27 protein-coding genes are annotated in these 23,923 nt (G+C 68.1%); 21 read left to right on the top strand and 6 right to left on the bottom strand.

Annotation, left to right across the window (positions count from 1 at the left end):
• Window positions 1-214: 214 nt before the first annotated feature.
• From mdh to lpdA, 13 genes are all read left to right on the top strand, one after another.
• Complete coding sequence (mdh, locus tag Q344_RS0116680) at window positions 215-1,177, top strand: malate dehydrogenase (protein ID WP_028287758.1); 963 nt, start codon at window positions 215-217, stop codon at window positions 1,175-1,177.
• Between the two features lie 95 nt (window positions 1,178-1,272).
• A complete protein-coding gene (locus tag Q344_RS0116675) occupies window positions 1,273-1,503 on the top strand; it encodes a DUF1413 domain-containing protein (protein WP_028287757.1) in 231 nt (76 codons plus the stop codon).
• Window positions 1,504-1,744: 241 nt separating this feature from the next.
• On the top strand, window positions 1,745-2,938 hold the full coding sequence (gene sucC / locus Q344_RS0116670) for an ADP-forming succinate--CoA ligase subunit beta (RefSeq protein WP_028287756.1): 1,194 nt from the start codon (window positions 1,745-1,747) through the stop codon (window positions 2,936-2,938).
• A 5-nt stretch (window positions 2,939-2,943) separates the two neighbouring features.
• Window positions 2,944-3,825: a succinate--CoA ligase subunit alpha gene (sucD, locus tag Q344_RS0116665; protein WP_028287755.1), complete on the top strand. Its 882-nt coding sequence runs from the start codon at window positions 2,944-2,946 to the stop codon at window positions 3,823-3,825.
• Window positions 3,826-3,877: 52 nt separating this feature from the next.
• Window positions 3,878-4,408 (top strand): DUF805 domain-containing protein, encoded by a 531-nt coding sequence (locus tag Q344_RS0116660; RefSeq protein ID WP_028287754.1) that lies wholly within the window; start codon window positions 3,878-3,880, stop codon window positions 4,406-4,408.
• Window positions 4,405-7,371 (top strand): 2-oxoglutarate dehydrogenase E1 component, encoded by a 2,967-nt coding sequence (locus Q344_RS0116655; protein ID WP_028287753.1) that lies wholly within the window; start codon window positions 4,405-4,407, stop codon window positions 7,369-7,371. Before Q344_RS0116660 ends, Q344_RS0116655 begins: the two co-directional genes overlap by 4 nt.
• Window positions 7,372-7,375: 4 nt before the next feature.
• Window positions 7,376-8,944, top strand: coding sequence for a 2-oxoglutarate dehydrogenase complex dihydrolipoyllysine-residue succinyltransferase (odhB, locus tag Q344_RS0116650; protein WP_028287752.1), 1,569 nt, complete (start codon window positions 7,376-7,378; stop codon window positions 8,942-8,944).
• A gap of 130 nt (window positions 8,945-9,074) precedes the next feature.
• Window positions 9,075-9,470, top strand: coding sequence for a cupin domain-containing protein (locus tag Q344_RS24245; RefSeq protein ID WP_051630708.1), 396 nt, complete (start codon window positions 9,075-9,077; stop codon window positions 9,468-9,470).
• Window positions 9,471-9,482: 12 nt separating this feature from the next.
• Window positions 9,483-9,869, top strand: a complete 387-nt coding sequence (locus Q344_RS0116640; RefSeq protein WP_028287751.1) for an MAPEG family protein — start codon at window positions 9,483-9,485, stop codon at window positions 9,867-9,869.
• Window positions 9,870-9,877: 8 nt separating this feature from the next.
• On the top strand, window positions 9,878-10,147 hold the full coding sequence (locus Q344_RS0116635; protein ID WP_028287750.1) for a hypothetical protein: 270 nt from the start codon (window positions 9,878-9,880) through the stop codon (window positions 10,145-10,147).
• Window positions 10,144-10,533: an MAPEG family protein gene (locus Q344_RS0116630; RefSeq protein WP_028287749.1), complete on the top strand. Its 390-nt coding sequence runs from the start codon at window positions 10,144-10,146 to the stop codon at window positions 10,531-10,533. The genes Q344_RS0116635 and Q344_RS0116630 overlap by 4 nt, the downstream gene beginning before the upstream one ends.
• Window positions 10,534-10,538: 5 nt before the next feature.
• The gene (locus Q344_RS0116625; protein WP_028287748.1) at window positions 10,539-10,937 is read left to right on the top strand and encodes an MAPEG family protein; all 399 of its coding nucleotides are present in this window, start codon (window positions 10,539-10,541) and stop codon (window positions 10,935-10,937) included.
• 93 nt (window positions 10,938-11,030) lie between these two features.
• On the top strand, window positions 11,031-12,419 hold the full coding sequence (gene lpdA / locus Q344_RS0116620) for a dihydrolipoyl dehydrogenase (RefSeq protein WP_028287747.1): 1,389 nt from the start codon (window positions 11,031-11,033) through the stop codon (window positions 12,417-12,419).
• 173 nt (window positions 12,420-12,592) lie between these two features.
• Here lpdA and Q344_RS0116615 read toward each other — a convergent pair whose 3' ends face one another.
• A complete protein-coding gene (locus tag Q344_RS0116615; protein WP_028287746.1) occupies window positions 12,593-13,594 on the bottom strand; it encodes a polyprenyl synthetase family protein in 1,002 nt (333 codons plus the stop codon).
• Between the two features lie 59 nt (window positions 13,595-13,653).
• On the opposite strand from Q344_RS0116615, the gene Q344_RS0116610 reads away from it, so the two are divergent.
• The 3 genes from Q344_RS0116610 to Q344_RS25610 all read left to right on the top strand — a co-directional run bounded on the left by Q344_RS0116610 (window position 13,654) and on the right by Q344_RS25610 (window position 14,888).
• A complete protein-coding gene (locus tag Q344_RS0116610; protein ID WP_028287745.1) occupies window positions 13,654-13,869 on the top strand; it encodes a putative signal transducing protein in 216 nt (71 codons plus the stop codon).
• Entirely contained in the window at window positions 13,862-14,623 is a 762-nt protein-coding gene (locus Q344_RS0116605; RefSeq protein ID WP_028287744.1) for a tRNA1(Val) (adenine(37)-N6)-methyltransferase, read from the top strand. Before Q344_RS0116610 ends, Q344_RS0116605 begins: the two co-directional genes overlap by 8 nt.
• A gap of 103 nt (window positions 14,624-14,726) precedes the next feature.
• Window positions 14,727-14,888 (top strand): YdcH family protein, encoded by a 162-nt coding sequence (locus Q344_RS25610; protein ID WP_084178448.1) that lies wholly within the window; start codon window positions 14,727-14,729, stop codon window positions 14,886-14,888.
• 27 nt (window positions 14,889-14,915) lie between these two features.
• On the opposite strand, the gene yddG is transcribed toward Q344_RS25610, so the two are convergent.
• The 4 genes from yddG to Q344_RS24240 all read right to left on the bottom strand — a co-directional run bounded on the left by yddG (window position 14,916) and on the right by Q344_RS24240 (window position 19,288).
• Complete coding sequence (gene yddG, locus Q344_RS0116595; RefSeq protein WP_036539401.1) at window positions 14,916-15,800, bottom strand: aromatic amino acid exporter YddG; 885 nt, start codon at window positions 15,798-15,800, stop codon at window positions 14,916-14,918.
• Between the two features lie 153 nt (window positions 15,801-15,953).
• On the bottom strand, window positions 15,954-16,679 hold the full coding sequence (gene phbB, locus Q344_RS0116590) for an acetoacetyl-CoA reductase (protein ID WP_028287742.1): 726 nt from the start codon (window positions 16,677-16,679) through the stop codon (window positions 15,954-15,956).
• 182 nt (window positions 16,680-16,861) lie between these two features.
• Window positions 16,862-18,037, bottom strand: a complete 1,176-nt coding sequence (locus Q344_RS0116585) for an acetyl-CoA C-acetyltransferase (protein WP_028287741.1) — start codon at window positions 18,035-18,037, stop codon at window positions 16,862-16,864.
• Between the two features lie 441 nt (window positions 18,038-18,478).
• Complete coding sequence (locus Q344_RS24240) at window positions 18,479-19,288, bottom strand: EAL domain-containing protein (RefSeq protein ID WP_051630706.1); 810 nt, start codon at window positions 19,286-19,288, stop codon at window positions 18,479-18,481.
• A 101-nt stretch (window positions 19,289-19,389) separates the two neighbouring features.
• Here Q344_RS24240 and Q344_RS0116575 point away from each other — a divergent pair, with 101 nt between their 5' ends.
• The gene (locus tag Q344_RS0116575) at window positions 19,390-19,971 is read left to right on the top strand and encodes a DNA-3-methyladenine glycosylase I (RefSeq protein WP_028287740.1); all 582 of its coding nucleotides are present in this window, start codon (window positions 19,390-19,392) and stop codon (window positions 19,969-19,971) included.
• A gap of 98 nt (window positions 19,972-20,069) precedes the next feature.
• Here the strand turns inward: Q344_RS0116575 and Q344_RS0116570 are convergent, their stop codons facing one another.
• On the bottom strand, window positions 20,070-20,636 hold the full coding sequence (locus Q344_RS0116570; protein WP_028287739.1) for a TlpA family protein disulfide reductase: 567 nt from the start codon (window positions 20,634-20,636) through the stop codon (window positions 20,070-20,072).
• Between the two features lie 21 nt (window positions 20,637-20,657).
• Between Q344_RS0116570 and argH the strand changes: the two genes are divergently transcribed.
• The 4 genes from argH (at window position 20,658) to lysA (ending at window position 23,882) form a co-directional block, all read left to right on the top strand.
• Complete coding sequence (gene argH, locus Q344_RS0116565) at window positions 20,658-22,049, top strand: argininosuccinate lyase (RefSeq protein ID WP_028287738.1); 1,392 nt, start codon at window positions 20,658-20,660, stop codon at window positions 22,047-22,049.
• Window positions 22,046-22,198, top strand: coding sequence for an argininosuccinate lyase (locus Q344_RS26145; protein ID WP_156954720.1), 153 nt, complete (start codon window positions 22,046-22,048; stop codon window positions 22,196-22,198). Before argH ends, Q344_RS26145 begins: the two co-directional genes overlap by 4 nt.
• On the top strand, window positions 22,198-22,512 hold the full coding sequence (locus Q344_RS0116555) for a DUF2834 domain-containing protein (RefSeq protein ID WP_028287737.1): 315 nt from the start codon (window positions 22,198-22,200) through the stop codon (window positions 22,510-22,512). Before Q344_RS26145 ends, Q344_RS0116555 begins: the two co-directional genes overlap by 1 nt.
• Before the next feature lie 104 nt (window positions 22,513-22,616).
• Window positions 22,617-23,882 (top strand): diaminopimelate decarboxylase, encoded by a 1,266-nt coding sequence (gene lysA / locus Q344_RS0116550; RefSeq protein ID WP_028287736.1) that lies wholly within the window; start codon window positions 22,617-22,619, stop codon window positions 23,880-23,882.
• The last annotated feature ends 41 nt before the right edge of the window (window positions 23,883-23,923 follow it).

The raw sequence follows: 23,923 nt of genomic DNA, 5'->3' as shown, positions 1-23,923 counted from the left end.
GCGAGTCGCCTCCGGAGCGGCTTCGGGACGCAGTCGCCAACGGGGCCGGAGACCGAAAGACATGCGCGGAACGGCGGCAGTTTCCTGATATCACGGGGTTTTCCGCGGGCTTCCGCTTTGGATGCTCGGCCCCGCCCCCCGGAGCGGACTTGCGCGTCAGGGGCAAACGCCATAGGGCTTTCGCCGAGATTTCCAACGGACCGGAGAACATCCAATGGCCAGACCCAAGATTGCCCTGATCGGCGCAGGTCAGATCGGTGGCACGCTCGCCCACCTCGCCGCGCTCAAGGAACTGGGCGACGTCGTCCTCTTCGACATCGCCGAGGGCATCCCCGAGGGCAAGGCGCTCGACATCGCGGAATCGGGCCCTTCCGAAGGCTTCGACGCGACCCTCAAGGGCACCCAGAGCTACGAGGACATCGCGGGCGCGGACGTCTGCATCGTCACCGCCGGCGTGCCCCGCAAGCCGGGCATGAGCCGCGACGACCTGCTGGGCATCAACCTCAAGGTCATGAAATCCGTGGGCGAGGGCATCAAGTCCCACGCGCCCGACGCCTTCGTCATCTGCATCACCAACCCGCTCGACGCGATGGTCTGGGCGCTGCAGCAGTTCTCGGGCCTGCCCGCGAACAAGGTCTGCGGCATGGCCGGCGTGCTTGATTCCGCACGCTTCCGCCACTTCCTCGCCTCCGAGTTCAACGTCTCCATGCGTGACGTCACCGCCTTCGTGCTGGGCGGCCACGGCGACACGATGGTGCCGCTCTCGCGCTATTCGACCGTCGCCGGCATCCCGCTGCCCGACCTGGTGAAGATGGGCTGGACCACGCAGGAGAAGCTCGACGCGATCATCCAGCGCACCCGCGACGGCGGCGCCGAGATCGTGGGCCTGCTGAAGACCGGCTCGGCCTTCTACGCGCCGGCCACCTCCGCCATCGAGATGGCCGAGGCCTATCTGAAGGACCAGAAGCGCGTCCTGCCCTGCGCCGCCCATCTCGACGGCGAGTTCGGGCTGAAGAACATGTATGTCGGCGTGCCGACCGTGATCGGTGCCGGCGGCATCGAGCGCATCGTCGACATCAAGATGAACAAGGACGAGCAGGCCATGTTCGACAAGTCGGTCGACGCGGTGAAGGGCCTGATGGAAGCCTGCCGGGGCATCGACGACAGCCTCTCCTGAGCGCATCGCGACAGTTCATTCGCCGGAAGGGCGCCCTCGCGGGGGCGCCCTTCTGCATTTCGGAACCCCGCGGCGCCCGGGACCGTTCCCCCCGCATGGACGATGCCGAGATCAGCCGCCTGCGCGCCCGCCTGAAAGACCTGTCCGCGGGCCCCTTTCATTTCCCCGAGGTCTACGGACCGGGCTGGGACGACCTGCCCATCGGAGAGAAGGTCCGCCGCGGTCACGGCTTCCTGGACCTCGTCCGCTCCGGCGCCTTCCCGCAGGTGACCGACACCGGCGAGAAGGCCGGGGGCGGACGTCTCTACCGGAAGCGTGCCTCGTGATGGCTGCCATCCGCCGCGACTCGGGCGCGTTTCGTTCCCTCTCTGCCCGCTGCGGCGCCTACCGTGCCGCTTCCGCAGGCCACCTCGCACCTGTGGACAGTTTTTGTGATCACACGTTTTCAACCTGTGATCACAAACTGCAGAAAATCGGCGGAAAACCCCGACAGCACGGAAAAAACCATTCATCCTGTCGCAAGGTGGTGGCATTACCCCTGAAGCACAGCAACGAGGGACGGATTTCATGAACATCCATGAATACCAGGCCAAGGCGCTTCTCCGCGAATATGGCTGTCCGGTGTCGGACGGCCGCGCGGTGACGAAAGCCGAGGAGGCCAAGACCGCCGCGGGCGAACTCGACGGACCGCTCTGGGTCGTCAAGGCGCAGATCCACGCGGGCGGACGCGGCAAGGGCAAGTTCAAGGAAGCCGACGCCGGCGACAAGGGCGGCGTGCGCCTCGCCAAGTCCGTGGAAGAGGCCGCCGAGGAAGCCAAGAAGATGCTTGGCCGCACGCTGGTCACGCACCAGACCGGCCCGGCCGGCAAGCAGGTCAACCGCATCTACATCGAGGACGGCTCGGATATCGAGCGCGAGCTCTATCTCGCCCTGCTCGTCGATCGCCAGACCTCGAAGGTCAGCTTCGTCTGCTCGACCGAAGGCGGCATGGACATCGAGGAGGTCGCCGCGTCGACCCCCGAGAAGATCCTCAGCTTCAGCGTCGATCCGGCCACCGGCTACCAGCCGTTCCACGGCCGCCGCATCGCCTTCATGCTGGGTCTCGAGGGCAAGCAGGTCAAAGCCTGCGTCGACCTGATGGGCAAGCTCTACAAGGCCTTCATCGAGAAGGACATGGAGATGCTCGAGATCAACCCGCTGATCACGCTCAAGGACGGCAGCCTGAAGCTGCTCGACGCCAAGCTCGGCTTCGACGGCAACGCGCTCTACCGCCACCCCGACATCCAGGCGCTGCGCGACGAGACCGAGGAAGACCCCAAGGAACTCGCCGCCTCCAAGTACGACCTGAACTACATCGCGCTCGACGGTGAGATCGGCTGCATGGTGAACGGCGCGGGCCTCGCCATGGCGACGATGGACATCATCAAGCTCTACGGCGCGGAGCCTGCCAACTTCCTCGACGTGGGCGGCGGTGCGACCAAGGACAAGGTGACCGAGGCGTTCAAGATCATCACCAGCGATCCGAACGTGAAGGGCATCCTCGTCAACATCTTCGGCGGCATCATGCGCTGCGACGTCATCGCCGAGGGCGTGGTCGCCGCGGTGAAGGAAGTCGGGCTCCAGGTTCCGCTGGTCGTCCGGCTCGAAGGCACCAATGTCGAGAAGGGCAAGGAGATCATCAACAATTCCGGCCTGAACGTCATCGCGGCGGACAACCTGTCCGACGGTGCCGAGAAGATCGTGAAAGAAGTGAAGGGGTAAGGCACATGGCAGTTCTCGTCGACGAAAACACCAGGGTCATCTGCCAGGGCCTCACCGGCTCGCAGGGCACCTTCCACACCGAGCAGGCGATCGCCTACGGCACCAAGATGGTCGGCGGCGTGACCCCCGGCAAGGGCGGCACCACGCACCTCGACCTGCCGGTCTACAATTCGGTCCACGAGGCGATGCACGAGACCCAGGCGAATGCCTCGGTCATCTACGTGCCGCCGCCGTTCGCCGCGGATTCGATCCTCGAGGCGATCGACGCGGAGATGCCGCTGATCATCTGCATCACCGAAGGGATCCCGGTCCTCGACATGATGAAGGTGAAGGCCGCGCTGCAGACCTCCAAGTCGCGGCTGATCGGACCGAACTGCCCGGGCGTCATCACGCCGGGCGCCTGCAAGATCGGCATCATGCCGGGCCACATCCACAAGCGCGGTTCGGTCGGCGTCGTGTCCCGTTCGGGCACCCTGACCTACGAGGCCGTGAAGCAGACCACCGACGCGGGCCTCGGCCAGTCGTCGGCCGTCGGCATCGGCGGCGACCCGATCAAGGGGACCGAACATATCGACGTGCTCGAGATGTTCCTCGCGGACGACGAGACCCAGTCGATCATCATGATCGGCGAGATCGGCGGCCAGGCCGAGGAAGACGCGGCGCAGTTCCTCAAGGACGAGGCGAAGCGCGGCCGGTCGAAACCGACCGCGGGTTTCATCGCCGGCCGCACGGCGCCTCCGGGCCGCCGCATGGGTCACGCGGGCGCCATCGTCGCCGGCGGCAAGGGCGGTGCCGAGGACAAGATCGAGGCGATGAAATCCGCCGGGATCGTGGTCGCGGACAGCCCCGCCGGGCTGGGCGAGGCCGTTCTGAAAGCGATCGGGTAACACCCGAGGCCGGGCCTCCGGGCCCGGCCCTGACCCGGAAGGAGCACAGGACATGAGTTTCGCAGAAGCCGTCCGGACCTGCTTCCGGAAGTACGTCACCTTCTCGGGCCGCGCGCCGCGCTCCGAATACTGGTGGTTCGCCCTCTTCATCATCCTCGGCAACATCGTCGCCGGCATCCTGGACGGGATCCTGTTCGGGACGGGCAGGGTCGATGTCACCGGCACCAGCTTCTCGGCTGAATCGAACGGCCCCCTCGCGGCCCTCTTCAGCCTTGCCACCTTCCTGCCCGCCCTCGCCGCCGCCTGGCGGCGGATGCACGACACCGGGCGGTCGGGGCTCTATGTCTTCTACCCCGTGATCGCGATGGTCGGCACCTTCATGTTCATCGCCTTCGTCGGCGGCATGGATCACCTGGCCTCCGGCAACCTGGGGCAGCTCTTCTCGGGCGCGATCGGCATCATCCTGTTGTTTGCCGTCGTCGTCCTGTTCCTGTCGCCGTTCATCGTGCTCTTCTGGCTGACACGCCCGTCGCAACCCGGCCCCAACCAGTGGGGCCCCAACCCGCAAGAGGTCTCGCAATGACCGACCAATCGCCGAACGACCAGTTCCATGCCTCCAGCTTCATGCAGGGGCACAACGCGGAATACCTCGAACAGCTCTATGCCCGCTACGCCAACGACCCGAAATCGGTGGACGAGGCCTGGGCCGAATTCTTCCGCACCCTCGGCGACGACGACCGCGCGGTGAAGGCCGAGGCCGCGGGCCCCTCCTGGGCGCGCAGCGACTGGCCGCCGCAACCCAATGACGAGCTGACCGCGGCGCTCGACGGCATGTGGCCGCAGCCGCTCCCGGCCGAGGCGAAGGGCGCGGGCGACAAGATCAAGGCCAAGGCTGCCGAAAAGGGGGTCAAGGTTTCGGACGAGGCGGTGAAGCAGGCGGTGCTCGATTCGGTCCGCGCCCTGATGATCATCCGCGCCTACCGGATCCGCGGCCACCTCGCCGCCGACCTCGACCCGCTGGGCATGCGGGACGAGACCGCGCATCCCGAGCTCGACCCGAAGAGCTACGGGTTCGAGGAATCGGACATGGACCGCCCGATCTTCATCGACAACGTGCTGGGGCTGGAGATCGCCCCGATGCGCCAGATCGTCGAGATCGTGAAGCGGACATACTGCGGCACCTTCGCGCTCCAGTACATGCACATCTCGAACCCCGAGGAGGCCGGCTGGCTGAAGGAGCGGATCGAGGGCTTCGGCAAGGAGATCACCTTCACCCGCGAAGGCCGCCGCGCGATCCTGAACAAGCTGGTCGAGGCCGAGGGCTTCGAGAAGTTCCTGCACGTCAAGTACATGGGCACCAAGCGCTTCGGCCTCGACGGCGGCGAAGCCCTGATCCCGGCGATGGAGCAGATCATCAAGCGCGGCGGCTCGCTGGGCGCGAAGGACATCGTGATCGGCATGCCCCACCGCGGCCGCCTGTCGGTGCTGGCCAACGTGATGGGCAAGCCCTACCGCGCGATCTTCAACGAATTCCAGGGCGGCAGCTTCAAGCCCGAGGACGTGGACGGTTCGGGCGACGTGAAATACCACCTCGGCGCCTCCTCGGACCGCGAATTCGACGGCAACACCGTGCACCTTTCGCTGACCGCGAACCCCAGCCACCTGGAGGCGGTGAACCCCGTCGTCCTGGGCAAGGCGCGGGCCAAGCAGTTCCAGCTGAACGACCATGACCGCACCGCCGTCATCCCCGTGCTGCTGCACGGCGACGCGGCCTTCGCGGGCCAGGGCGTCGTGGCGGAATGCTTCGGGCTCTCGGGCCTCGTCGGCCACCGCACCGGCGGCACGATCCATATCGTGGTGAACAACCAGATCGGCTTCACCACCGCGCCGCACTTCTCGCGCTCGTCCCCCTACCCCACGGACATCGCGCTGATGGTCGAGGCGCCGATCTTCCACGTGAACGGCGACGACCCGGAGGCCGTGGTCCACGCCGCCAAGGTCGCGACCGAGTTCCGCCAGAAGTTCCACAAGGACGTGGTGATCGACATCTTCTGCTACCGCCGCTTCGGTCACAACGAAGGCGACGAGCCGATGTTCACCAACCCGATCATGTACAAGAAGATCAAGGGTCACAAGACGACCCTGAGCCTCTACACCGATCGGCTGGTCAAGGACGGTCTCATCCCCGAGGGAGAGATCGAGGACATGAAGGCCGCCTTCCAGGCCCACCTCAACGAAGAGTTCGAGGCCGGCAAGGAATACAAGCCCAACAAGGCCGACTGGCTCGACGGGAAGTGGTCCCATCTCGAACGCGAGAAGGAGGATTACCAGCGCGGCGAGACCGCCATCGCGGAAGAGACCTTCAAGGAGATCGGCGCGGCGCTGACCTCCGCCCCCGACGGCTTCCCGCTGCACAAGACCGTCGAGCGTCTGCTCGAGTCGAAGAAGAAGATGTTCGACAGCGGCGAGGGCTTCGACTGGGCGACCGCCGAGGCGCTGGCCTTCGGCTCGCTCGTGACCGAGGGCTACCCGGTCCGCCTCTCGGGGCAGGACTCGACCCGCGGCACCTTCTCGCAGCGCCATTCGGGCCTCATCAACCAGGAGACGGAAGAGCGCTACTACCCGCTCAACAACATCCGCCAGGGCCAGGCCCGCTACGAGGTCATCGACTCGATGCTCTCGGAATACGCGGTGCTGGGCTTCGAATACGGCTACTCGCTGGCCGAACCGAACGCGCTCACCATGTGGGAGGCGCAGTTCGGCGATTTCGCCAACGGCGCGCAGATCATGTTCGACCAGTTCATCTCTTCGGGTGAATCGAAATGGCTGCGGATGTCGGGCCTCGTCTGCCTGCTGCCGCATGGCTACGAGGGCCAGGGGCCGGAGCATTCCTCTGCCCGTCTCGAACGCTTCCTGCAGATGTGCGGGCAGGACAACTGGATCGTCGCGAACTGCACGACGCCGGCGAACTACTTCCACATCCTGCGCCGCCAGCTGCACCGCAGCTTCCGGAAGCCGCTGATCCTGATGACGCCGAAGTCGCTTCTGCGCCACAAGCTCGCGGTGTCGAAGGCGGACGAGTTCACCACCGGCTCCAGCTTCCACCGGGTGCTCTGGGACGACGCCCAGTACGGCAATTCGGACACGACGCTGGCCCCGGACGACAAGATCAAGCGCGTCGTCATGTGCTCGGGCAAGGTCTATTACGACCTGCTGGAGGAACGCGACGCGCGCGGGATCGACGACGTCTACCTGCTGCGGATCGAGCAGTTCTATCCCTTCCCGGCCATCAGCCTCGTGAAGGAGCTGGAGCGCTTCCCCGAGGCCGAGATGGTCTGGTGCCAGGAGGAACCGAAGAACCAGGGTGCCTGGAACTTCATCGAACCGAACATCGAATGGGTGCTGGGCCGGATCAAGGCCAAGCACGGACGCGCCCGCTATGTCGGCCGCGTCGCCACCGCTTCGCCCGCCACGGGGCTCGCCGCGCAGCACAAGGCGCAACAGGCCGCCCTCGTGGACGAGGCCCTGACCATCGAAGGGAAATAAACGCATGACCACTGAAATCCGCGTCCCCACCCTGGGCGAAAGCGTCACCGAGGCCACCGTCGCCACCTGGTTCAAGAAACCGGGCGACAAGGTCGCCGTGGACGAGATGCTCTGCGAGCTGGAAACCGACAAGGTGACGGTCGAGGTCCCCTCGCCCGCAGCCGGCACACTGGCCGACATCGTCGCCGCCGAGGGCGAGACCGTGGGCGTCGACGCACTCCTCGGCAACATCTCCGAGGAAGGCAACGCCGGCCCCGAAGAGGTGAAGCCCCGCTCCGACGAGGCGGACGGCGAGAGGGTTCAGGCCAAATCCGAGGAAACCCCCGACCCGGCCCCCGCCCAGGCATCCGGCGGCGACACGATCGACGTCATGGTCCCGACGCTGGGCGAATCCGTGACCGAAGCGACCGTCGCCACCTGGTTCAAGAAGGAAGGCGACCAGGTCGAGGCGGACGAGATGCTCTGCGAACTCGAGACCGACAAGGTCTCGGTCGAGGTGCCCGCGCCCGCCGCGGGTGTGCTGGGCAAGATCCTCAAGCCCGAGGGCGAGACGGTCGAAGCCGGCGGCAAGCTGGCCGAGATGACATCGGGCGCCGGCGGCGCTGCGGCCGCGCCGAAACCCGAGGCAGGCACGCAGGAGCCCGAGGCGGCGCCTGCGGCGAAAGCCTCGGACAAGGACATCGAGGACGCGCCCTCGGCCAAGAAGGCGATGGCCGAGGCCGGGATCTCGGCCGATCAGGTCACCGGTTCGGGCCGTGACGGGCGGATCATGAAGGAAGACGTCCAGAAGGCCGTCGCCGCCGCCACCTCCGCCAGGTCCGCCGCGCCCGAGGCCAAGGCCCCGCCGCGCGCGCCGGTCCCCGCCGACGACGCGGCCCGCGAAGAGCGGGTGAAGATGACCCGCCTGCGCCAGACCATCGCGCGCCGCCTGAAGGACGCGCAGAACACCGCGGCCATGCTGACCACCTACAACGAGGTGGACATGACCGAGGTGATGGCGCTCCGCAGCCAGTACAAGGACGAGTTCGAGAAGAAGCACGGCGTCCGCCTCGGCTTCATGTCGTTCTTTACCAAGGCCTGCTGCCACGCGCTGAAGGAGGTCCCCGAGGTCAACGCCGAGATCGACGGCACCGACGTGGTCTACAAGAACTTCGTCCACATGGGCATCGCCGCCGGGACCCCGCAGGGCCTTGTCGTGCCGGTGATCCGCGACGTCGATTCCATGTCCTTCGCCGAGATCGAGAAGGCCATCTCAGAGAAGGGCCGCCGCGCCCGGGACGGCAAGCTCTCGATGGGCGAGATGCAGGGCGGGACCTTCACCATCTCGAACGGCGGCGTCTACGGTTCGCTGATGTCCTCGCCGATCCTGAACCCCCCGCAGTCCGGCATTCTGGGCATGCACAAGATCCAGGACCGGCCGATGGTCGTCGACGGCGAGATCAAGATCCGCCCGATGATGTACCTCGCCCTCAGCTACGACCACCGGATCGTCGACGGCAAGGGCGCCGTGACCTTCCTCGTCCGCGTCAAGGAGGCGCTCGAGGATCCGCGCCGTCTGCTGATGGACCTGTAAGACGGGTGCGTGGGTCCGGCCGCGGGCCGGGCCACGCGCCGCACCAACACCCCCCCCGTGTGCCCCCGAGCGGGGCTCACGGGGACTCAACCGCCGCCCGCCCGGCGGCAAAGCCCGGGACCGGTATCCGATGTCCAAGGCCACGCGCGTCAGCATTGCCGACAGCCCGCCCCATCTCTGGGACCCGCGGGAGGAAACGCTCGTCACCTACCGCACGCTCCTGTCACGCGACGCGACGCCCAGCCACGGCCTCGTGCAGGGGATTGCGACGCTGCACCCCGGCGACGTCGAGGCGGCGCATTGGCACGACGTGCCGGAAACCGTGCATGTGATCGAGGGCCACGGTCACGCCCGGCTCGACGGCGAGGTGCTCGAGATGCGCCCCGGCGACACGTTCTTCGTGCCGCCCGGCTGTGTCCACGAATGGCGCAACGCCAAGGGACGGATGCGCTTTCTCTACACCTTCCCGGCGGACAGTTTCGACGAAATCGCCTACCATACCGAAACCACGGACGAAGAGAGCTGAAAGGACATGCCCATGACCTCCCTCACCGGCGTTCTCGCGCTCTACGGCCTCGTGGTGCTGCTGACGATCCTCGTGCAGGTGCTGGCGGCCGGCCGGAAGCTCGAACTGTCGCAGCTGGCCGGCAACCGCGAGAGCCTGCCCTTGCTGACCGGGCTCGCCGGGCGCATGGACAAGGCGCAGATGAACTCCGTCGTCGCCATGGCGCTCTTCGCCCCGGCGATCCTGATCCTCGAGGGCCGGGGCGCGATCCCGCCCGTCGCCGACAGCCTCGCCTGGATCTTCCTGTTCGCCCGCATCGTCTACGTGGTGGTCTTCGCGCTCGGCATCCCCTGGGTGCGGACCGCGGCCTGGCTCGTGGGCTACGCGATGACCTTCTGGCTTTATCTTCTGGCACTCTGAGGCACATCATGGCTCTGCAACTTCTCTGCCGCCTCGACGGCTCCGACCCCGAGACGCTGGTCAAGGCGCTGATGGACGACAGCGAGGACCAGGCCCACGCCGGCCTCTCCCGCCTTCAGCTCTGGACCGACGCGGACCAGGCCGGCCGGGTCTGGATCCTCTTCGACGTCTCCGACCGGGCGAAGGCCGAAGGCTGGCTCCAGCGCGCCGCCGCGGACACCCACGGGCGCCGGGCCGGGGTCACCGCCTCCGACGCGCATTTCCTGAGGACCGCATGACTCACGAGCTCGCCGCCCTTGCCGCCTGCGCCCTGATCCACGTCGTCATCATGGCGATGGCGCAGCAGCGCCTGACCCGCGACGCCGGGGTCGAGAAGAACACCTCGCCGCGCGACGACATGCCCGAGCTGTCGCGGGACACCAAGCGCCTGCGCCGGGCGCTCGACAATCATGTCGAGAACATCGGGCTCTTCATCACCGCCGTCGTGCTCGTCCAGTTCACCGGCCAGAACTCGTGGTTCACCGCCCTCTGCGCCTGGACCTACGTGGGCGCCCGTGCGCTCTACGTGCCGGCCTATCTCTATGGCTGGGCGCCGTGGCGCTCGCTGATCTTCACCCTGGGCCTTCTGGCCACGCTGGCGATGATCGTGGCGGCGGTGCTCTGATGGCGATGACCCCGGAACTCACGGCGCTTGCCCTCGCGGGGCTGCTCCAGGTCGGACAGCTCGCGCTCTACTCTGTCGCCGGCCAGGCCCAGGCCGGGCGCAAGGCCGCGCTCAGGCCGCGCGACGAGCCGATCGAGCTGACCGGCAAGCCCGGCCGCATCAAGCGCGCGCTCGACAACCATTTCGAGGGGCTGATCCTCTTCGCCATCGCGGTGCTCGTGCTGGCCGTGGCCGACAAGTCCGGGCCGCTGACCGTGGCCTGCGCGTGGCTCTACCTTGCCGCCCGCGTGCTCTACATCCCCGCCTATGTCTTCGGCTGGGTGCCATGGCGCTCTCTGATCTGGCTCGTCGGCCTTGCCGCCACCACGATCCTGCTGGTAACCGCCCTGACATGGCAGGGATGACGGCGATGCAACGGCAGCCGTCCCGGAACGACATATATATGACCGACGCGAGGCCCGTGCCCCCGACGTCGCAACCGACCCAAGGAGAAGCAAATGGCATCCTATGATGTGATCGTGATCGGCGCAGGCCCCGGCGGATACGTGGCCGCCATCCGCTGCGCGCAGCTCGGGCTCAAGACCGCCTGTGTCGAGGGCCGCGAGACGCTGGGCGGGACCTGCCTGAACGTGGGATGCATCCCCTCCAAGGCGCTGCTGCACGCGACCCATCAGCTGCACGAGGCGGAAGCCAACTTCGCCACCATGGGGCTGAAGGGCAAGGCGCCCACCGTCGACTGGGAGACGATGCAGGCCTACAAGCAGGACGTCGTGAACCAGAACACCAAGGGCATCGAATTCCTGTTCAAGAAGAACAAGATCGACTGGCTCAAGGGCTGGGGCTCGATCCCCGAGGCGGGCAAGGTCAAGGTCGGCGACGAGGTCCACGAGGCGAAGAACATCATCGTCGCCACCGGATCCGAGGCGGCCTCCCTCCCCGGCGTGGAGCTTGACGAGAAGATCGTCGTCAGCTCCACCGGAGCGCTGTCGCTGCCGAAGATCCCCAAGAAGATGGTGGTGATCGGCGCGGGCGTGATCGGGCTCGAGATGGGGTCGGTCTACGCCCGGCTCGGCACCGAGGTGACGGTGGTCGAATTCCTCGACCAGATCACCCCCGGCATGGACCCCGAAGTGCAGAAGAACTTCCAGAAGATCCTCAAGAAGCAGGGGATGGAGTTCATCATGGGCGCCGCCGTCCAGACGGTCGAGGCCACGAAGACGAAGGCCAAGGTGACCTACAAGCTCAAGAAGGACGACAGCGAGGCCGAGCTCGAGGCCGACGTCGTGCTGGTGGCCACCGGCCGCAAGGCCTTCACCGACGGGCTGGGGCTCAAGGATCTCGGCGTGAAGATGACCGACCGGGGCGTGATCGAGACCGACGAGCACTGGGCGACCAGCGTCAAGGGCATCTACGCCATCGGCGACGCGGTGAAGGGCCCGATGCTCGCCCACAAGGCCGAGGACGAGGGCATGGCCTGCGCCGAGGTGATCGCCGGGAAGCATGGCCACGTGAACTACGGCGTCATCCCGGGCGTGATCTACACCTGGCCCGAGGTCGCCTCGGTGGGCGAAACCGAGGACACGCTGAAGAAATCCGGCCGCGCCTACAAGGCGGGCAAGTTCTCCTTCATGGGCAACGCGCGGGCCAAGGCGGTCTTCGCCGCCGAGGGCTTCGTGAAGATCCTCGCCGACAAGGAAACCGACCGCATCCTCGGCGCCCATATCATCGGGCCGGGCGCGGGCGACCTGATCCACGAGGTCTGCGTGGCGATGGAATTCGGCGCCTCGGCGCAGGACCTCGCGCTCACCTGCCACGCGCACCCGACGTGGTCGGAAGCCGTCCGCGAGGCCGCGCTGGCCTGCGGCGACGGCGCGATCCACGCGTAGGGCCTTCGGACGCCATCGAAACGCCCGCTCCCACGGAGCGGGCGTTTTTCATTGGCGCGAACCTCTGCCCGGCGCCCGCGCCCTCAGGGCTTCGGCAGGCAGTGAAACGAAAAAGGCGGGGTAGACCCCGCCCTCTCGGATCTCCGCAGGCCGGGCTGCGGCCCGGCAGCCGCTCACCGCAGACGCGCGACCACGTAATCCGCGATCTCGGCCAGCATGTCGCGCACCGGATGCGCCGGCACCTTCGCAAGCGCCGCCTTCGCCGTGGCGGACCATCCGAAGGCCGCCTCCCGCGTCGCGTCAAGCGCCCCGTGCCGCGCCAGAAGCCCGAGGGCCTGCGCAAGGTCGCCTTCCTCCTGCCGCCCCTTCTCGATGCAGCGCACCCAGAAGGCACGCTCCTCCGCATCGGCGGCGGCCACCGCCTTGATCACCGGCAGGGTCAGCTTGCGCTCGCGGAAATCGTCGCCGATGTTCTTGCCGGTGGCCCCCGCGTCGCCCTCGTAATCCAGCAGGTCGTCGGCCATCTGGAACGCGATTCCAAGCGCGTCGCCATAATCGCGCAGCGCCTCCACGACCTCAGGCTCGGCGCCCGCGATCTCGGCCCCCGCCTCGGTCGCCGCGGCAAACAGCGCCGCGGTCTTGCCGCGCACGATCTGGAGGTAGACGTCCTCGGACGTGCGCAGGTCCTGCGCCGCCGACAATTGCAGCACCTCGCCCTCGGCGATCGTGGCCGAGGCGTCGGACAGGATCGACAGGACGCGCAGGTTCCCGGGCTCCACCATCAGCTGGAAGGCGCGGGCGAAGAGGTAATCACCCACGAGGACCGAGGACTTGTTGTCCCAGAGCAGGTTCGCCGTCGGCCGCCCGCGCCGCTGCGCGCTCTCGTCGACGACATCGTCATGCAAAAGGGTCGCCGTGTGGATGAACTCCACCGTCGCGGCGAGGCTCACGTGGTGGCGCCCCTCGTATCCGCAGAGCCGCGCGGCGGCGAGCACCAGCATCGGCCGCAGCCGCTTGCCCCCGGCCTCGACAAGATGGGCCGTCACCTCGGGGATACGCGGCGCGTGGCGCGAGGCCATGCGCTCCCGGATCACCTCGTTGACGGCCGCCATCTCGTCTGCCAGATGCGCGGCCAGCGCGTCGTGCGGTTTGGTGGCTACCTGATCCATCGTCATTCCTTCAGCGCCGGAGAGCAACCTCGACAAAACCGCGTCGCACCCCCACTTTCCCCGACATGAAACAGCTCCTACGCAGCACCGACATCACCGTGATCGCCTTCGCCCGGGCCCTGCTTCAGGGGGAGGATATAGACTGCTTCGAAATGGACGTAAACATGAGCGTCCTCGAGGGATCCATCGGCATCTTGCCGCGCCGCCTGATGGTCCGGGCCGAGGATTACGACCGCGCCCTCCGCACGATCCGCGACAACGGAATCGACGCGGATGGATGAGGCGACCCTCTCCCGCGATGCCTTCCTTGGCGGCAGGCTGATGCTCTGCCAGCCGAAGCGGGGCTACCGCGCGGGGGTGGACCCGGTGCTGCTGGCCGCCTCGGTGCCGGCGAAGCCGGGGCAGAGCCTGCTGGACCTCGGCTGCGGCGTCGGCACGGCGGCGCTCTGCGCCGGCATGCGGGTGCCGGGCCTCGTGCTGGCCGGGGTCGAGCGGCAGGCCGATCACGCCGCACTCGCCATCCGCAACGCCAGTCTGAACGGCCTGGAGATGGAGGTCTTCACCGGCGACCTGGCCGAGCTGCCCGCGGCGCTGCGCCAGCGCCAGTTCGACCACGTGATCGCCAACCCGCCCTACTTCCGCCGCGACGCCTCGGTCGCCGGGCCCGACCCCTCGCGCGAGGCCGCCTATGGCGAGGCCACGCCGCTCGACATCTGGGTCGCCGCCGCCGCCCGGCGCACGGCCCCGGGGGGCACGGTGACCTTCATCCATCGCGCCGAACGCCTGCCGGAGCTGCTGACCGCCTTCGCCGCGCGCCTCGGCTCGCTGGAGCTGAAACCGCTTGTCCCGCGCCGCGGCCGCGAAAGCCAGCTCGCGCTCCTGCGGGGCCGCAAGGGCGGCAGGGCCGCCTTCCGGCTGCATGACGGGCTGCTTGTCCACGCGGGCGACAGCTATGGCGGACGGGCCGACTACACCCCCCTCGCGGCCGCGATTCTGCGCGGCGAATCGGCGCTGGAATTCCACGCCGCGCGCTAATCGGCTGTTAACAGCCGCTCTTTCAAAGTGCTTCGGTGCCGCGTGACACAAATGTAAATCTGTGTTCCACTTCACCTGTTGTCATCATTGAGAGGAGAGACTGATGAGCTTGGGTTCGCATATCGAAGAGCTGAAGAAGAAACACCAGGTCCTCTCGGCCGCCGTGGACAAGGCACAGCGGTCGCCCGGCTGCTCCGATCAGGAGATCCGGGAACTCAAGAAGGAAAAACTGCGACTCAAGGAAGAGATCAGCCGGCTGAGCTGACCCTCACCGGATGCGATCATCCGGGGATCAGGGCGCCTGGTCCGCGGCCCGGAAACTGGCGCGCGCGGCAAGCGCCGCCCCGCCGGTGATCAGCAGCGCAGCCACGCCGAGCCGCCACGTCGGCTCGGCGAACCCCGTCAGGACCAGCACCAGCGTGGACAGGAGCGGCGCGGCATAGCTCGCCACGCCGAGCAGTTGGATGTCGCCGCGCTTCACGCCGTGGTCCCAGACGTAGAAGGCAAGCCCCACGGGCCCCAGCCCCAGCCCCGCGACCGCCGCCCAGCCAAGGGCCGAGACGGGCCAGACCGTCTCCTCGAAACCCAGGTGCAGCGGGACCGAGAGCGCGGCGGTGGCGAGGCAGAAGACCACCACGCTTTCGGTCGGGATCGCGCCCAGCCGGCGCGAGATCACCGAATAGCCCGACCATGTCAGCGCGCAGGCGAAGGCCAGCGCATAGCCCGGCAGCGCCGTGCTGTCGAAGCCCGCGCCGCCGCCCACGATCAGCGCCGCCCCCGCGAAACCCGCGAGCGCGCCCATCAGGTGCCCGGCCCCCAGCCTCTCGCCGGGGAGCAGGCCCGAGAAGAGCACGATCAGCAGCGGCCAGAGATAGGCGATCAGCCCGGCCTCGGCCGGCGGGGCGAGCCTGAGCGCCGCGAAGTAGAGCGCATGGTATCCGAAGAGCCCCGCCGTCCCGAAGAGGTAGACCCTCGGCGGCACCGCCCTCAGCCGCGCCGCGCCGCCCCTGGCGAGCAGCCAGCCGACCCCGAGCGCCCCGCCGATGGCAAAGCACATCGCGTTGAGCTGCAACGGCGGCACCGGCGCGCTGCCCACGGTGAAGAGTGCCAGCAGCGCCCAGAGCAGGACGGCGGTGAAGCCGATGAGGGTCGCGCGATGGCGGGCGGGGTGTTTCATGGCCCCGGGGATGACCGGCGCCCAAGCCGCTGTCAATCAAGCGAAAAGGCCACACCCTGCGGCGCGGCCCCTGCTTGTCGTTCCGCGCATGCGCGCGCCGGAGGTCGTGGCCGTGGCCGGAGCGGGCGCGGTGCCCGTGCCGGCCACCACCCGTCACCCGCCGATGTACTGCGCCCCGTTCGCGGTGATCGTGGATCCGTTGATGAACCCCGCATCGTCGCTCGCCAGGAAGACCACGCAGCGCGCGATTTCCTCGGGTTCGCCCAGACGCCCGACGGGGATCTGGCCGATGATCGCCTCGCGCACCTTCTCGGGCACGGCCATCACCATGTCGGTCGCGATGTAGCCCGGGCAGATCGCGTTCGCCGTGATCCCGGCCCGCGCCCCCTCCTGCGCGAGCGACTTGATGATCCCGAGGTCGCCCGCCTTGGTCGCCGCGTAGTTGACCTGGCCGAACTGGCCCTTCTGCCCGTTGATCGAGGAGATCACGATGACCCGCCCGAACTTGCGCTCCCGCATCCCCGGCCAGACCGGGTGGACCGTGTTGAAGACGCCGGTGAGGTTGGTGTCGATCACCTGGTGCCATTGCTCGGGCGTCATCTTGTGGAACGGCGCGTCGCGGGTGATGCCGGCGTTGGCGACCACCACGTCGATCGGGCCGACCTCGGCCTCGACCTGCTCGAGGCCCGCCTTGCTCTCCTCGTAATCGGCAACGTTCCACTTGTAGGTCTTGATGCCGGTTTCCTCGGTGAAGGCTTTCGCGGCGTCGTCATTGCCCGCGTAGGTGGCCGCCACCTGGTAGCCCGCCGCCTTCAGCGCCTTGGAAATCGCCGCGCCGATGCCGCGCGAGCCGCCGGTCACGAGTGCCGTTCTGGCCATGAATCACTCCTCCGTGTATTCGAATACCCTTGGTAACTCTGTTACTCGGCAAGACCGTCGCGCGCAACATTATTGCGCGATGAAATTCACGTCTCTCCGCATCGGGATTGCGCCTCTTTCGCAAATCCCTGACCGGGCAAGAAAAAGGCGCCCGCAGGCGCCTTCTCCGGGGGATGGTCCGCTCAGCCGCGCTCGACGCACATTGCGACGCCCATGCCGCCGCCGATGCAGAGCGTGGCGAGACCCTTCTTCGCGTCGCGCCGCTTCATCTCGAACAGCAGCGTGTTCAGGATCCGCGCGCCCGAGGCGCCGATCGGGTGGCCGATGGCGATGGCGCCGCCGTTCACGTTCACGATCGACGGATCCCAGCCCATGTCCTTGTTCACCGCGCAGGCCTGTGCCGCGAAGGCCTCGTTCGCCTCCACGAGGTCGAGGTCCTCGGGCTTCCAGCCGGCCTTCTCCAGCGCCTTGCGCGAGGCATAGATCGGCCCCACGCCCATGATCGACGGGTCGAGGCCCACCGTCGCGTAGGAGACAATCCGCGCCAGCGGTTCGATGCCGCGCTTCTCGGCCTCGGCATCCGACATCAGCAGGACGCCGGCCGCGCCGTCATTGATCCCGCTCGCATTGGCGGCGGTGACCGAACCGTCCTTGGCGAAGGCGGGTTTCAGCTTCTCCATCGCGTCCTTGGTCGCGCCGTGGCGGATGTATTCGTCCTTGTCGACCGTGATCTCGCCCTTGCGGGTCTTCACGGTGAAAGGGATCACCTCGTCATCGAACTTGCCGGCCTTCTGCGCGGCCTCGGCCTTGTTCTGGGAGGCGACGGCGAATTCGTCCTGCTGATCGCGCGAGATCTGCCATTTCTCGGCCACGTTCTCGGCGGTCTGGCCCATGTGGTAGCCGTTGAAGGCGTCCCAGAGGCCGTCGCGGATCATCGAATCGATATACTTGACGTCGCCCATCTTGTGACCGGCGCGCAGGTGCGCGACGTGAGGGCTGAGCGTCATGTTCTCCTGCCCGCCCGCGGCGATGATGTCGGCGTCGCCCAGCATGATGTGCTGTGCGCCAAGCGCGACGGCGCGCAGGCCCGAGCCGCAGACCTGGTTGATGCTCCAGGCGGCCGATCCGATCGGAAGGCCGGCGTTCACATGGGCCTGGCGTGCGGGGTTCTGGCCCTGTCCGGCGGTCAGCACCTGGCCGAGGATGGTCTCGGACACGTCCGATTTGTCGATGCCGGCACGCGCGACGAGCGCTTCGAGCACGGCCGCACCCAGGTCATGGGCCGGGGTGTTCGCGAAGGCACCGGAAAAGGATCCGACAGCGGTGCGGGCTGCCGAGGCGATTACGACGTTGGTCATGGATGATCCTCCATCAAATGACGCAGGGAATTCTCGCCCCGCGCCTCCATGCTGCAACGCATATATGAGATGCCCCTACGTCACAACGCCCTCCGCAGCGGAAATCTGCCGCGCCCCGGCGTCACGGGCGAGACCGGCCTCGGGCCTGACCTGAGCCGGCGGCGGGCCCCGGGCTGCGGCTCACCATCGCGCCGGGTGAAGGCCATTTTCGCGCCGGACAGATACGCGCGCCCGGCCTCGCCGCGGCCCAAGGGCAGCGCGTCCCGGAGGCGGTGGCCCGGACCGCGCCGGCAAGGGAATGCTCGCGCCGGACACCGGCGCGCGCCGCCATTCACCCGCCCGCGCCGGGCCGCGGACCCGTCCCGCCTGCCGCCAGCTCTTCGCATCCACGCGACGGGGCAGCAGCCCGGAGGCTCCGGACACCGGCGCGCCCCTCGGGCCTCACGCCTGCGCCCTCGGTCCGAGCGACACCCAGGGCGGATGCATCGTCGGCGCGGCGAAGTAGGAGCCCTGGAGGCAGTCGATCCCCGCTCCGGTCAGCCAATCCGCATCCTCGCCCCGGTCCACCGACGGCGCCAGTGTGAAGATGTCGAAGGTCGCCGCCACCGTGGCGAGGGCCCGGATCAGCACCTGGTTCTGCGGGTGACGCGCGACGCCGCGGACAAGACCGCCGTCGAGTTTCAGCAGGTCGAACCGCAGCTCGGTCAGGTGCCGGAGCGCGGTGTAGCCTGCCCCGAACCCCGCAAGCGCGAAGCTGATCCGCTGCCGCGCCTGATCCGCGATGAAGGGCGCCACGAGGTCCGGCAGCAGCAGCGCGGAGCGTTCCGGGATCTCGAGGATCAGCCGCTCCCCCACCGTCCGATCCCGCATCAGCCCCTCCCTCAGCGCCCGCGTCCAGCGGGGGTAGCCGATGGACCGCGCCGACATGCCGACCGAAAGCCGCAGCCCCGGTTCGGCTGCCAGCGCCTCGAGCCCGAGCCGGAGCGCGAGGCGGTCGAGCTCCCGCCCCGTCGCCGTGGCCTCGACCGCCGCCGCGACCTCCGCCTCCGGCAGCGGCCGGCCCTGCGGGTCGAGGACCCGGATCAGCCCCGCATGAAACGCCACCCGGTCGGGCCTGAGCGCCTGCACGACCGGCTGGAAGGCCAGCGAGACGTGTCCCTGGGCCACGGCATCCCGCACCGTGGCCTCCATCCCGCGCCGGTCGGGCGGCGGGGCGCCAAAGGGCGCGCCGTTCTCGCCATCGCTCCACATCCGGGGCCTCCGTTCCGCGCCGTCCGGCCCATTGCCCCCGGCGCCCATCCATGGAGAATGCCGCCGAACCGATAAGAATTGCTGAACCGCGGAAAGAACAGATGCCGGAACGCTGCGCCTGGGCCGGGCCCGAACCGATCTACATCGCCTACCACGACACCGAATGGGGCGTGCCCGAACACGATGGCCGGGCGCTCTGGGAGAAGCTGGTGCTCGACGGGTTCCAGGCCGGGCTGAGCTGGATCACGATCCTGAAGAAGCGCGACAATTTCCGCAGCGCCTTCCGCGGCTTCGACCCCGCGGTGATCGCGGAATGGGGCGAGAACGAGGTCCGGCGCCTTCTCGCCGACCCCGGCATCATCCGCCACCGCGGCAAGATCGAGGCCACGATCACCAATGCCCGCGCGTTCCTCGAGATCGAGGCAAAGGACGGCTTCTCCCCCTTCCTCTGGCGCTACGTCGAGGGCCAGCCGCTCCAGCCCGGATACGCCACGCAGGCGGAGGTCCCCCCCGAGACCGCGCTCTCGAAACAGGTCTCGAAGGACCTGAAGAAGGCCGGCTTCCGCTTCTGCGGCCCCACCATCACCTACGCCTTCATGGAGGCCTGCGGCCTCGTCAACGATCACCTCACCACCTGCCATTGCCACGACCGCGTCGCGGCCATGCCCGGCCCCGGAACCTGATCTTCCTCTGGTCCATGTATCCTGGGGGGAGCTCGAGGGGGGCAACGCCCCCCTCGTCAGCAAGAATGGATAAAATGCGCCGCAGGCGCGCCGTCAGGTCACGCCCCCTCTGTCGCGAGCAACGCCCGGACCATCTCCCGCGCCTCCTCCGAATGCCAGTCCGCCGGGCCGACGAGCCGCGCCAGCTCCCGCCCCTCGCGGTCGAGCACCAGCGTCACCGGCAGGCCGAACACCCCCGCCCCCCGCGCCAGCACCGACCTCGGATCGCGGTATTTCGGCAGGTTCTCCACCCCGATCTCGTCGAAGAACTTCTCGATCGCAGGCACCGCGTTCGGCCCGGTCGCCAGCGTCACCACGGCGAAATCCTCGCCGCCGAATTCGGCCTCGAGCGCCGAGAGCGTCGCCATCTCCTCGCGGCAGGGCGCGCACCAGACGGCCCAGAAGTTCAGCACCACGATCTGCCCGCGGTAGTCCGCGAGGCCGGTCAGCCCGCCCTCGCCCTCGAAGGCCACCTCCGGCAGCGCCTTCGGCTCCCCACGCACGGCCAGCGCCTTCAGCGCGTCCCCCTTGGCGGCCTCGATCGCCGCCTGCATCGGACCGGCAAGTGCGCCGTTTGCAGTGAGGATCAAGCCCGTATAAAGGATCGCGGAACGCAGGAATGACATGTGACCTCCGAAAGGTGCCCGATGAGCGACAAGACCTCGAACAGGATGTGGGGCGGCCGTTTCGCCGCGGGGCCCGATGCGATCATGGAGGCGATCAACGCCTCGATCGGCTTCGACCAGCGGCTCGCGGCACAGGACATCGCGGGCTCGAGGGCCCATGCGGCGATGCTGGCCGCAACGGGCATCATCAGCGATAGCGATGCCGAGGCGATCCGGGAAGGCCTGCTCACCATCTTGTCAGAGATCGAGGCCGGGGAGTTCGCCTTCTCCACCGCGCTCGAGGACATCCACATGAACGTGGAGGCCCGCCTGAAGGACCTGATCGGCGACCCCGCCGGCCGGCTCCATACCGGGCGCTCCCGCAACGACCAGGTCGCCACCGACTTCCGCCTCTGGGTCCGCGACCAGATCGACGCCGCGACTGAGGGCCTGCGCGCCCTGATCGGCGCGCTGCTGACCCAGGCCGAGGCGGGCGCCGACTGGGTGATGCCCGGCTTCACCCATCTCCAGACCGCGCAGCCGGTGACCTGGGGCCACCACATGATGGCCTATGTCGAGATGTTCTCGCGCGACCTCTCCCGCTTCACCGACGCCCGGGTGCGGATGAACGAAAGCCCGCTCGGCGCGGCCGCGCTGGCCGGCACCTCCTTCCCGATCGACCGGGAGATGACCGCGAAGGCATTGGGCTTCGACCGCCCCATGGCGAACTCCCTCGACGCCGTCAGCGACCGGGATTTCGCGCTGGAATTCCTCGCCCACGCCTCGATCTGCGCGATGCACCTGTCGCGCTTCGCCGAGGAGCTGGTGATCTGGTCCTCCGCCCAGTTCCGCTTCGTGACGCTGTCCGACCGTTTCTCCACCGGCTCCTCGATCATGCCGCAGAAGAAGAACCCCGACGCGGCCGAGCTGATCCGCGCCAAGATCGGCCGGATCTTCGGGGCGAACGTCGCGCTGATGACGGTGATGAAGGGCCTGCCGCTGGCCTATTCCAAGGACATGCAGGAGGACAAGGAACAGGTGTTCGACGCCGCCGACAACCTGATGCTCGCGCTCGCCGCGATGACCGGGATGGTGGGCGACATGACCGCCAACCGCGAGGCGCTCCGCGCCGCGGCCTCCGCCGGGTTCTCCACCGCGACCGACCTGGCCGACTGGCTGGTGCGCGAGCTGGGCCTGCCCTTCCGCGAGGCGCATCACGTGACCGGCGCCCTCGTCGCGCTGGCCGAGAAGAAGGGCTGCGACCTGCCGGACCTCTCCCTGTCGGAGCTCCAGACCGGACACGAGGGGATCACGCAGGAGGTCTATTCCGTGCTCGGCGTCGACAATTCGGTTGCCAGCCGGGTCTCCTATGGCGGAACCTCGGGCGAGCGGGTCCGCGAACAGGTCGCCCGCTGGAAGGAGCAACTGGCATGAAACCCCTCTCCGCCCTCGTCCTCCTCTCCCTCCTCGCCGCCTGTGGCGCGGACGGAGAACCGGTGCCCCCGACCCGCGCCGGCACGGCGCCCGCGAACGGGATCACCATCTCGGGCGACGCCCGCATCGGCGTGGTGAAGACCTTCTGATGTCGCCCCTGCGCCTGCTGTTTCTCGCGCTCGCGATCTGGGGCGCGGTGCATCCGATGGCGTATTTCGTCAGCTGGTTCTCGGAGAACGGCTGGAGCCTCGGAGCCATGCTCGAGGCCTGGCATGCCAATGCCGCGACCTCGGGCCTCGTCTGGGATCTCACCATCGCGGCGATCACCCTGACGGTCTGGATCCTCGCCGAGGTCTCGGCGCGCCGGAACTGGTCGGCGCTCCTGGCGATCCCCGCGACCTTCCTGATCGGGGTCAGCTGCGGATTGCCGCTCTATCTGTTCCTGCGGACGCGGCCGGTGTGAGGGGGGCGCCGGGCGGAAGCCCGGCCTTGCGCATTCCCCCATCTTCCCGCGCCCGGCCCAACCTGTTAATCCCTCCCGCGAACACGGCACGGGGACGGGCAGACATGGACCACTTTCTCTATCGCGACGGCATCCTGCATGCCGAGGACGTCGCCATCCCCGACATCGCCGCCACCATCGGCACGCCGTTCTACGTCTATTCGACCGCCACGCTGACGCGGCATTTCCGGCTCTTCGACGAGGCGCTGGACGGCCTGCCACACCTGGTGTGCTACGCGATGAAGGCGGCGTCCAACCTCGCGATCCTGAAGACGCTCGGGGATCTGGGCGCCGGGATGGACGTCGTTTCGGGCGGCGAATACGCCCGGGCGAAGGCCGCCGGCATCCCGGGCGACAGAATCGTCTTCTCGGGCGTCGGCAAGACCCGGATCGAGATGCGCGAGGCGCTGGTCGGCGGCATCCGGCAGTTCAACGTGGAATCGGAACCCGAATTGCAGGCGCTGAACGAGGTGGCCCTGTCGCTCGGCACGAAGGCGCCGATCGCGATCCGGGTGAACCCGGACGTCGACGCCAGGACCCACGCCAAGATCGCCACCGGCAAGTCCGAGAACAAGTTCGGCATCCCGATCTCCCGCGCCCGGGCGGTCTATGCCGAGGCGGCCGCCCTGCCCGGCATCCGGGTGATGGGGATCGACGTCCACATCGGCTCCCAGCTGACCGATCTCGCCCCCTATCGCGCGGCCTTCGAGAAGGTGGGAGAGCTGACCGACCAGCTGCGCGCCGACGGGCACGAGATCAGCCGGCTCGACCTCGGCGGCGGGCTCGGCATCCCCTACACCCAGGGCAACGCCGCGCCGCCCCTGCCGCTGGAATACGGCAACCTGATCAAGGAGGTACTGGGCGACAAGGGCTGCGAGATCGAGATCGAGCCGGGACGGCTTGTCGTCGGCAACGCGGGGCTGCTCGTCTCATCCGTGATCTACGCGAAATCGGGCGAGGACCGGGACTTCCTGATCCTCGACGCGGCGATGAACGACCTGCTGCGCCCGGCGATGTACGATGCGCATCACGACATCGTCCCGGTGGTCGAACCCGTGCCCGGGGTCGACCGGATCGCCTATGACGTGGTCGGCCCGGTCTGCGAATCCGGCGACACCTTCGCCCGCGGACGGCCCCTGCCCCGGCTCTCGCCCGAGGACCTCGTGGCCTTCCGCTCGGCCGGCGCCTATGGCGCGGTGATGGCAAGCGAATACAATTCCCGCCCGCTGGTGCCCGAAATCCTCGTGAACGGAGATCAATTCGCCGTCATTCGGGCGCGACCGTCCTTTGACGAGATGCTCAACCGCGATACCATCCCTTCATGGCTGTGAGGTAGAAGCGGAGACGACCGGGTCCCGCGCACCGACCGGTC

The organism is Pseudooceanicola nanhaiensis DSM 18065, from assembly GCF_000688295.1.
Lineage (GTDB): Bacteria > Pseudomonadota > Alphaproteobacteria > Rhodobacterales > Rhodobacteraceae > Pseudooceanicola > Pseudooceanicola nanhaiensis.
Note: the sequence above shows the minus strand (reverse complement) of the source record. Positions and strands in the feature narration are given on the sequence as shown.

Bases quoted from the DNA above. Each gene is read 5' to 3' on its own strand.
- mdh (WP_028287758.1), top strand. From the start codon at position 215: ATGGCCAGACCCAAGATTGCCCTGATCGGCGCAGGTCAGATCGGTGGC.
- Q344_RS0116675 (WP_028287757.1), top strand. From the start codon at position 1,273: ATGGACGATGCCGAGATCAGCCGCCTGCGCGCCCGCCTGAAAGACCTG.
- sucC (WP_028287756.1), top strand. From the start codon at position 1,745: ATGAACATCCATGAATACCAGGCCAAGGCGCTTCTCCGCGAATATGGC.
- sucD (WP_028287755.1), top strand. From the start codon at position 2,944: ATGGCAGTTCTCGTCGACGAAAACACCAGGGTCATCTGCCAGGGCCTC.
- Q344_RS0116660 (WP_028287754.1), top strand. From the start codon at position 3,878: ATGAGTTTCGCAGAAGCCGTCCGGACCTGCTTCCGGAAGTACGTCACC.
- Q344_RS0116655 (WP_028287753.1), top strand. From the start codon at position 4,405: ATGACCGACCAATCGCCGAACGACCAGTTCCATGCCTCCAGCTTCATG.
- odhB (WP_028287752.1), top strand. From the start codon at position 7,376: ATGACCACTGAAATCCGCGTCCCCACCCTGGGCGAAAGCGTCACCGAG.
- Q344_RS24245 (WP_051630708.1), top strand. From the start codon at position 9,075: ATGTCCAAGGCCACGCGCGTCAGCATTGCCGACAGCCCGCCCCATCTC.
- Q344_RS0116640 (WP_028287751.1), top strand. From the start codon at position 9,483: ATGACCTCCCTCACCGGCGTTCTCGCGCTCTACGGCCTCGTGGTGCTG.
- Q344_RS0116635 (WP_028287750.1), top strand. From the start codon at position 9,878: ATGGCTCTGCAACTTCTCTGCCGCCTCGACGGCTCCGACCCCGAGACG.
- Q344_RS0116630 (WP_028287749.1), top strand. From the start codon at position 10,144: ATGACTCACGAGCTCGCCGCCCTTGCCGCCTGCGCCCTGATCCACGTC.
- Q344_RS0116625 (WP_028287748.1), top strand. From the start codon at position 10,539: ATGACCCCGGAACTCACGGCGCTTGCCCTCGCGGGGCTGCTCCAGGTC.
- lpdA (WP_028287747.1), top strand. From the start codon at position 11,031: ATGGCATCCTATGATGTGATCGTGATCGGCGCAGGCCCCGGCGGATAC.
- Q344_RS0116615 (WP_028287746.1), bottom strand. From the start codon at position 13,594: ATGACGATGGATCAGGTAGCCACCAAACCGCACGACGCGCTGGCCGCG.
- Q344_RS0116610 (WP_028287745.1), top strand. From the start codon at position 13,654: ATGAAACAGCTCCTACGCAGCACCGACATCACCGTGATCGCCTTCGCC.
- Q344_RS0116605 (WP_028287744.1), top strand. From the start codon at position 13,862: ATGGATGAGGCGACCCTCTCCCGCGATGCCTTCCTTGGCGGCAGGCTG.
- Q344_RS25610 (WP_084178448.1), top strand. From the start codon at position 14,727: ATGAGCTTGGGTTCGCATATCGAAGAGCTGAAGAAGAAACACCAGGTC.
- yddG (WP_036539401.1), bottom strand. From the start codon at position 15,800: ATGAAACACCCCGCCCGCCATCGCGCGACCCTCATCGGCTTCACCGCC.
- phbB (WP_028287742.1), bottom strand. From the start codon at position 16,679: ATGGCCAGAACGGCACTCGTGACCGGCGGCTCGCGCGGCATCGGCGCG.
- Q344_RS0116585 (WP_028287741.1), bottom strand. From the start codon at position 18,037: ATGACCAACGTCGTAATCGCCTCGGCAGCCCGCACCGCTGTCGGATCC.
- Q344_RS24240 (WP_051630706.1), bottom strand. From the start codon at position 19,288: ATGTGGAGCGATGGCGAGAACGGCGCGCCCTTTGGCGCCCCGCCGCCC.
- Q344_RS0116575 (WP_028287740.1), top strand. From the start codon at position 19,390: ATGCCGGAACGCTGCGCCTGGGCCGGGCCCGAACCGATCTACATCGCC.
- Q344_RS0116570 (WP_028287739.1), bottom strand. From the start codon at position 20,636: ATGTCATTCCTGCGTTCCGCGATCCTTTATACGGGCTTGATCCTCACT.
- argH (WP_028287738.1), top strand. From the start codon at position 20,658: ATGAGCGACAAGACCTCGAACAGGATGTGGGGCGGCCGTTTCGCCGCG.
- Q344_RS26145 (WP_156954720.1), top strand. From the start codon at position 22,046: ATGAAACCCCTCTCCGCCCTCGTCCTCCTCTCCCTCCTCGCCGCCTGT.
- Q344_RS0116555 (WP_028287737.1), top strand. From the start codon at position 22,198: ATGTCGCCCCTGCGCCTGCTGTTTCTCGCGCTCGCGATCTGGGGCGCG.
- lysA (WP_028287736.1), top strand. From the start codon at position 22,617: ATGGACCACTTTCTCTATCGCGACGGCATCCTGCATGCCGAGGACGTC.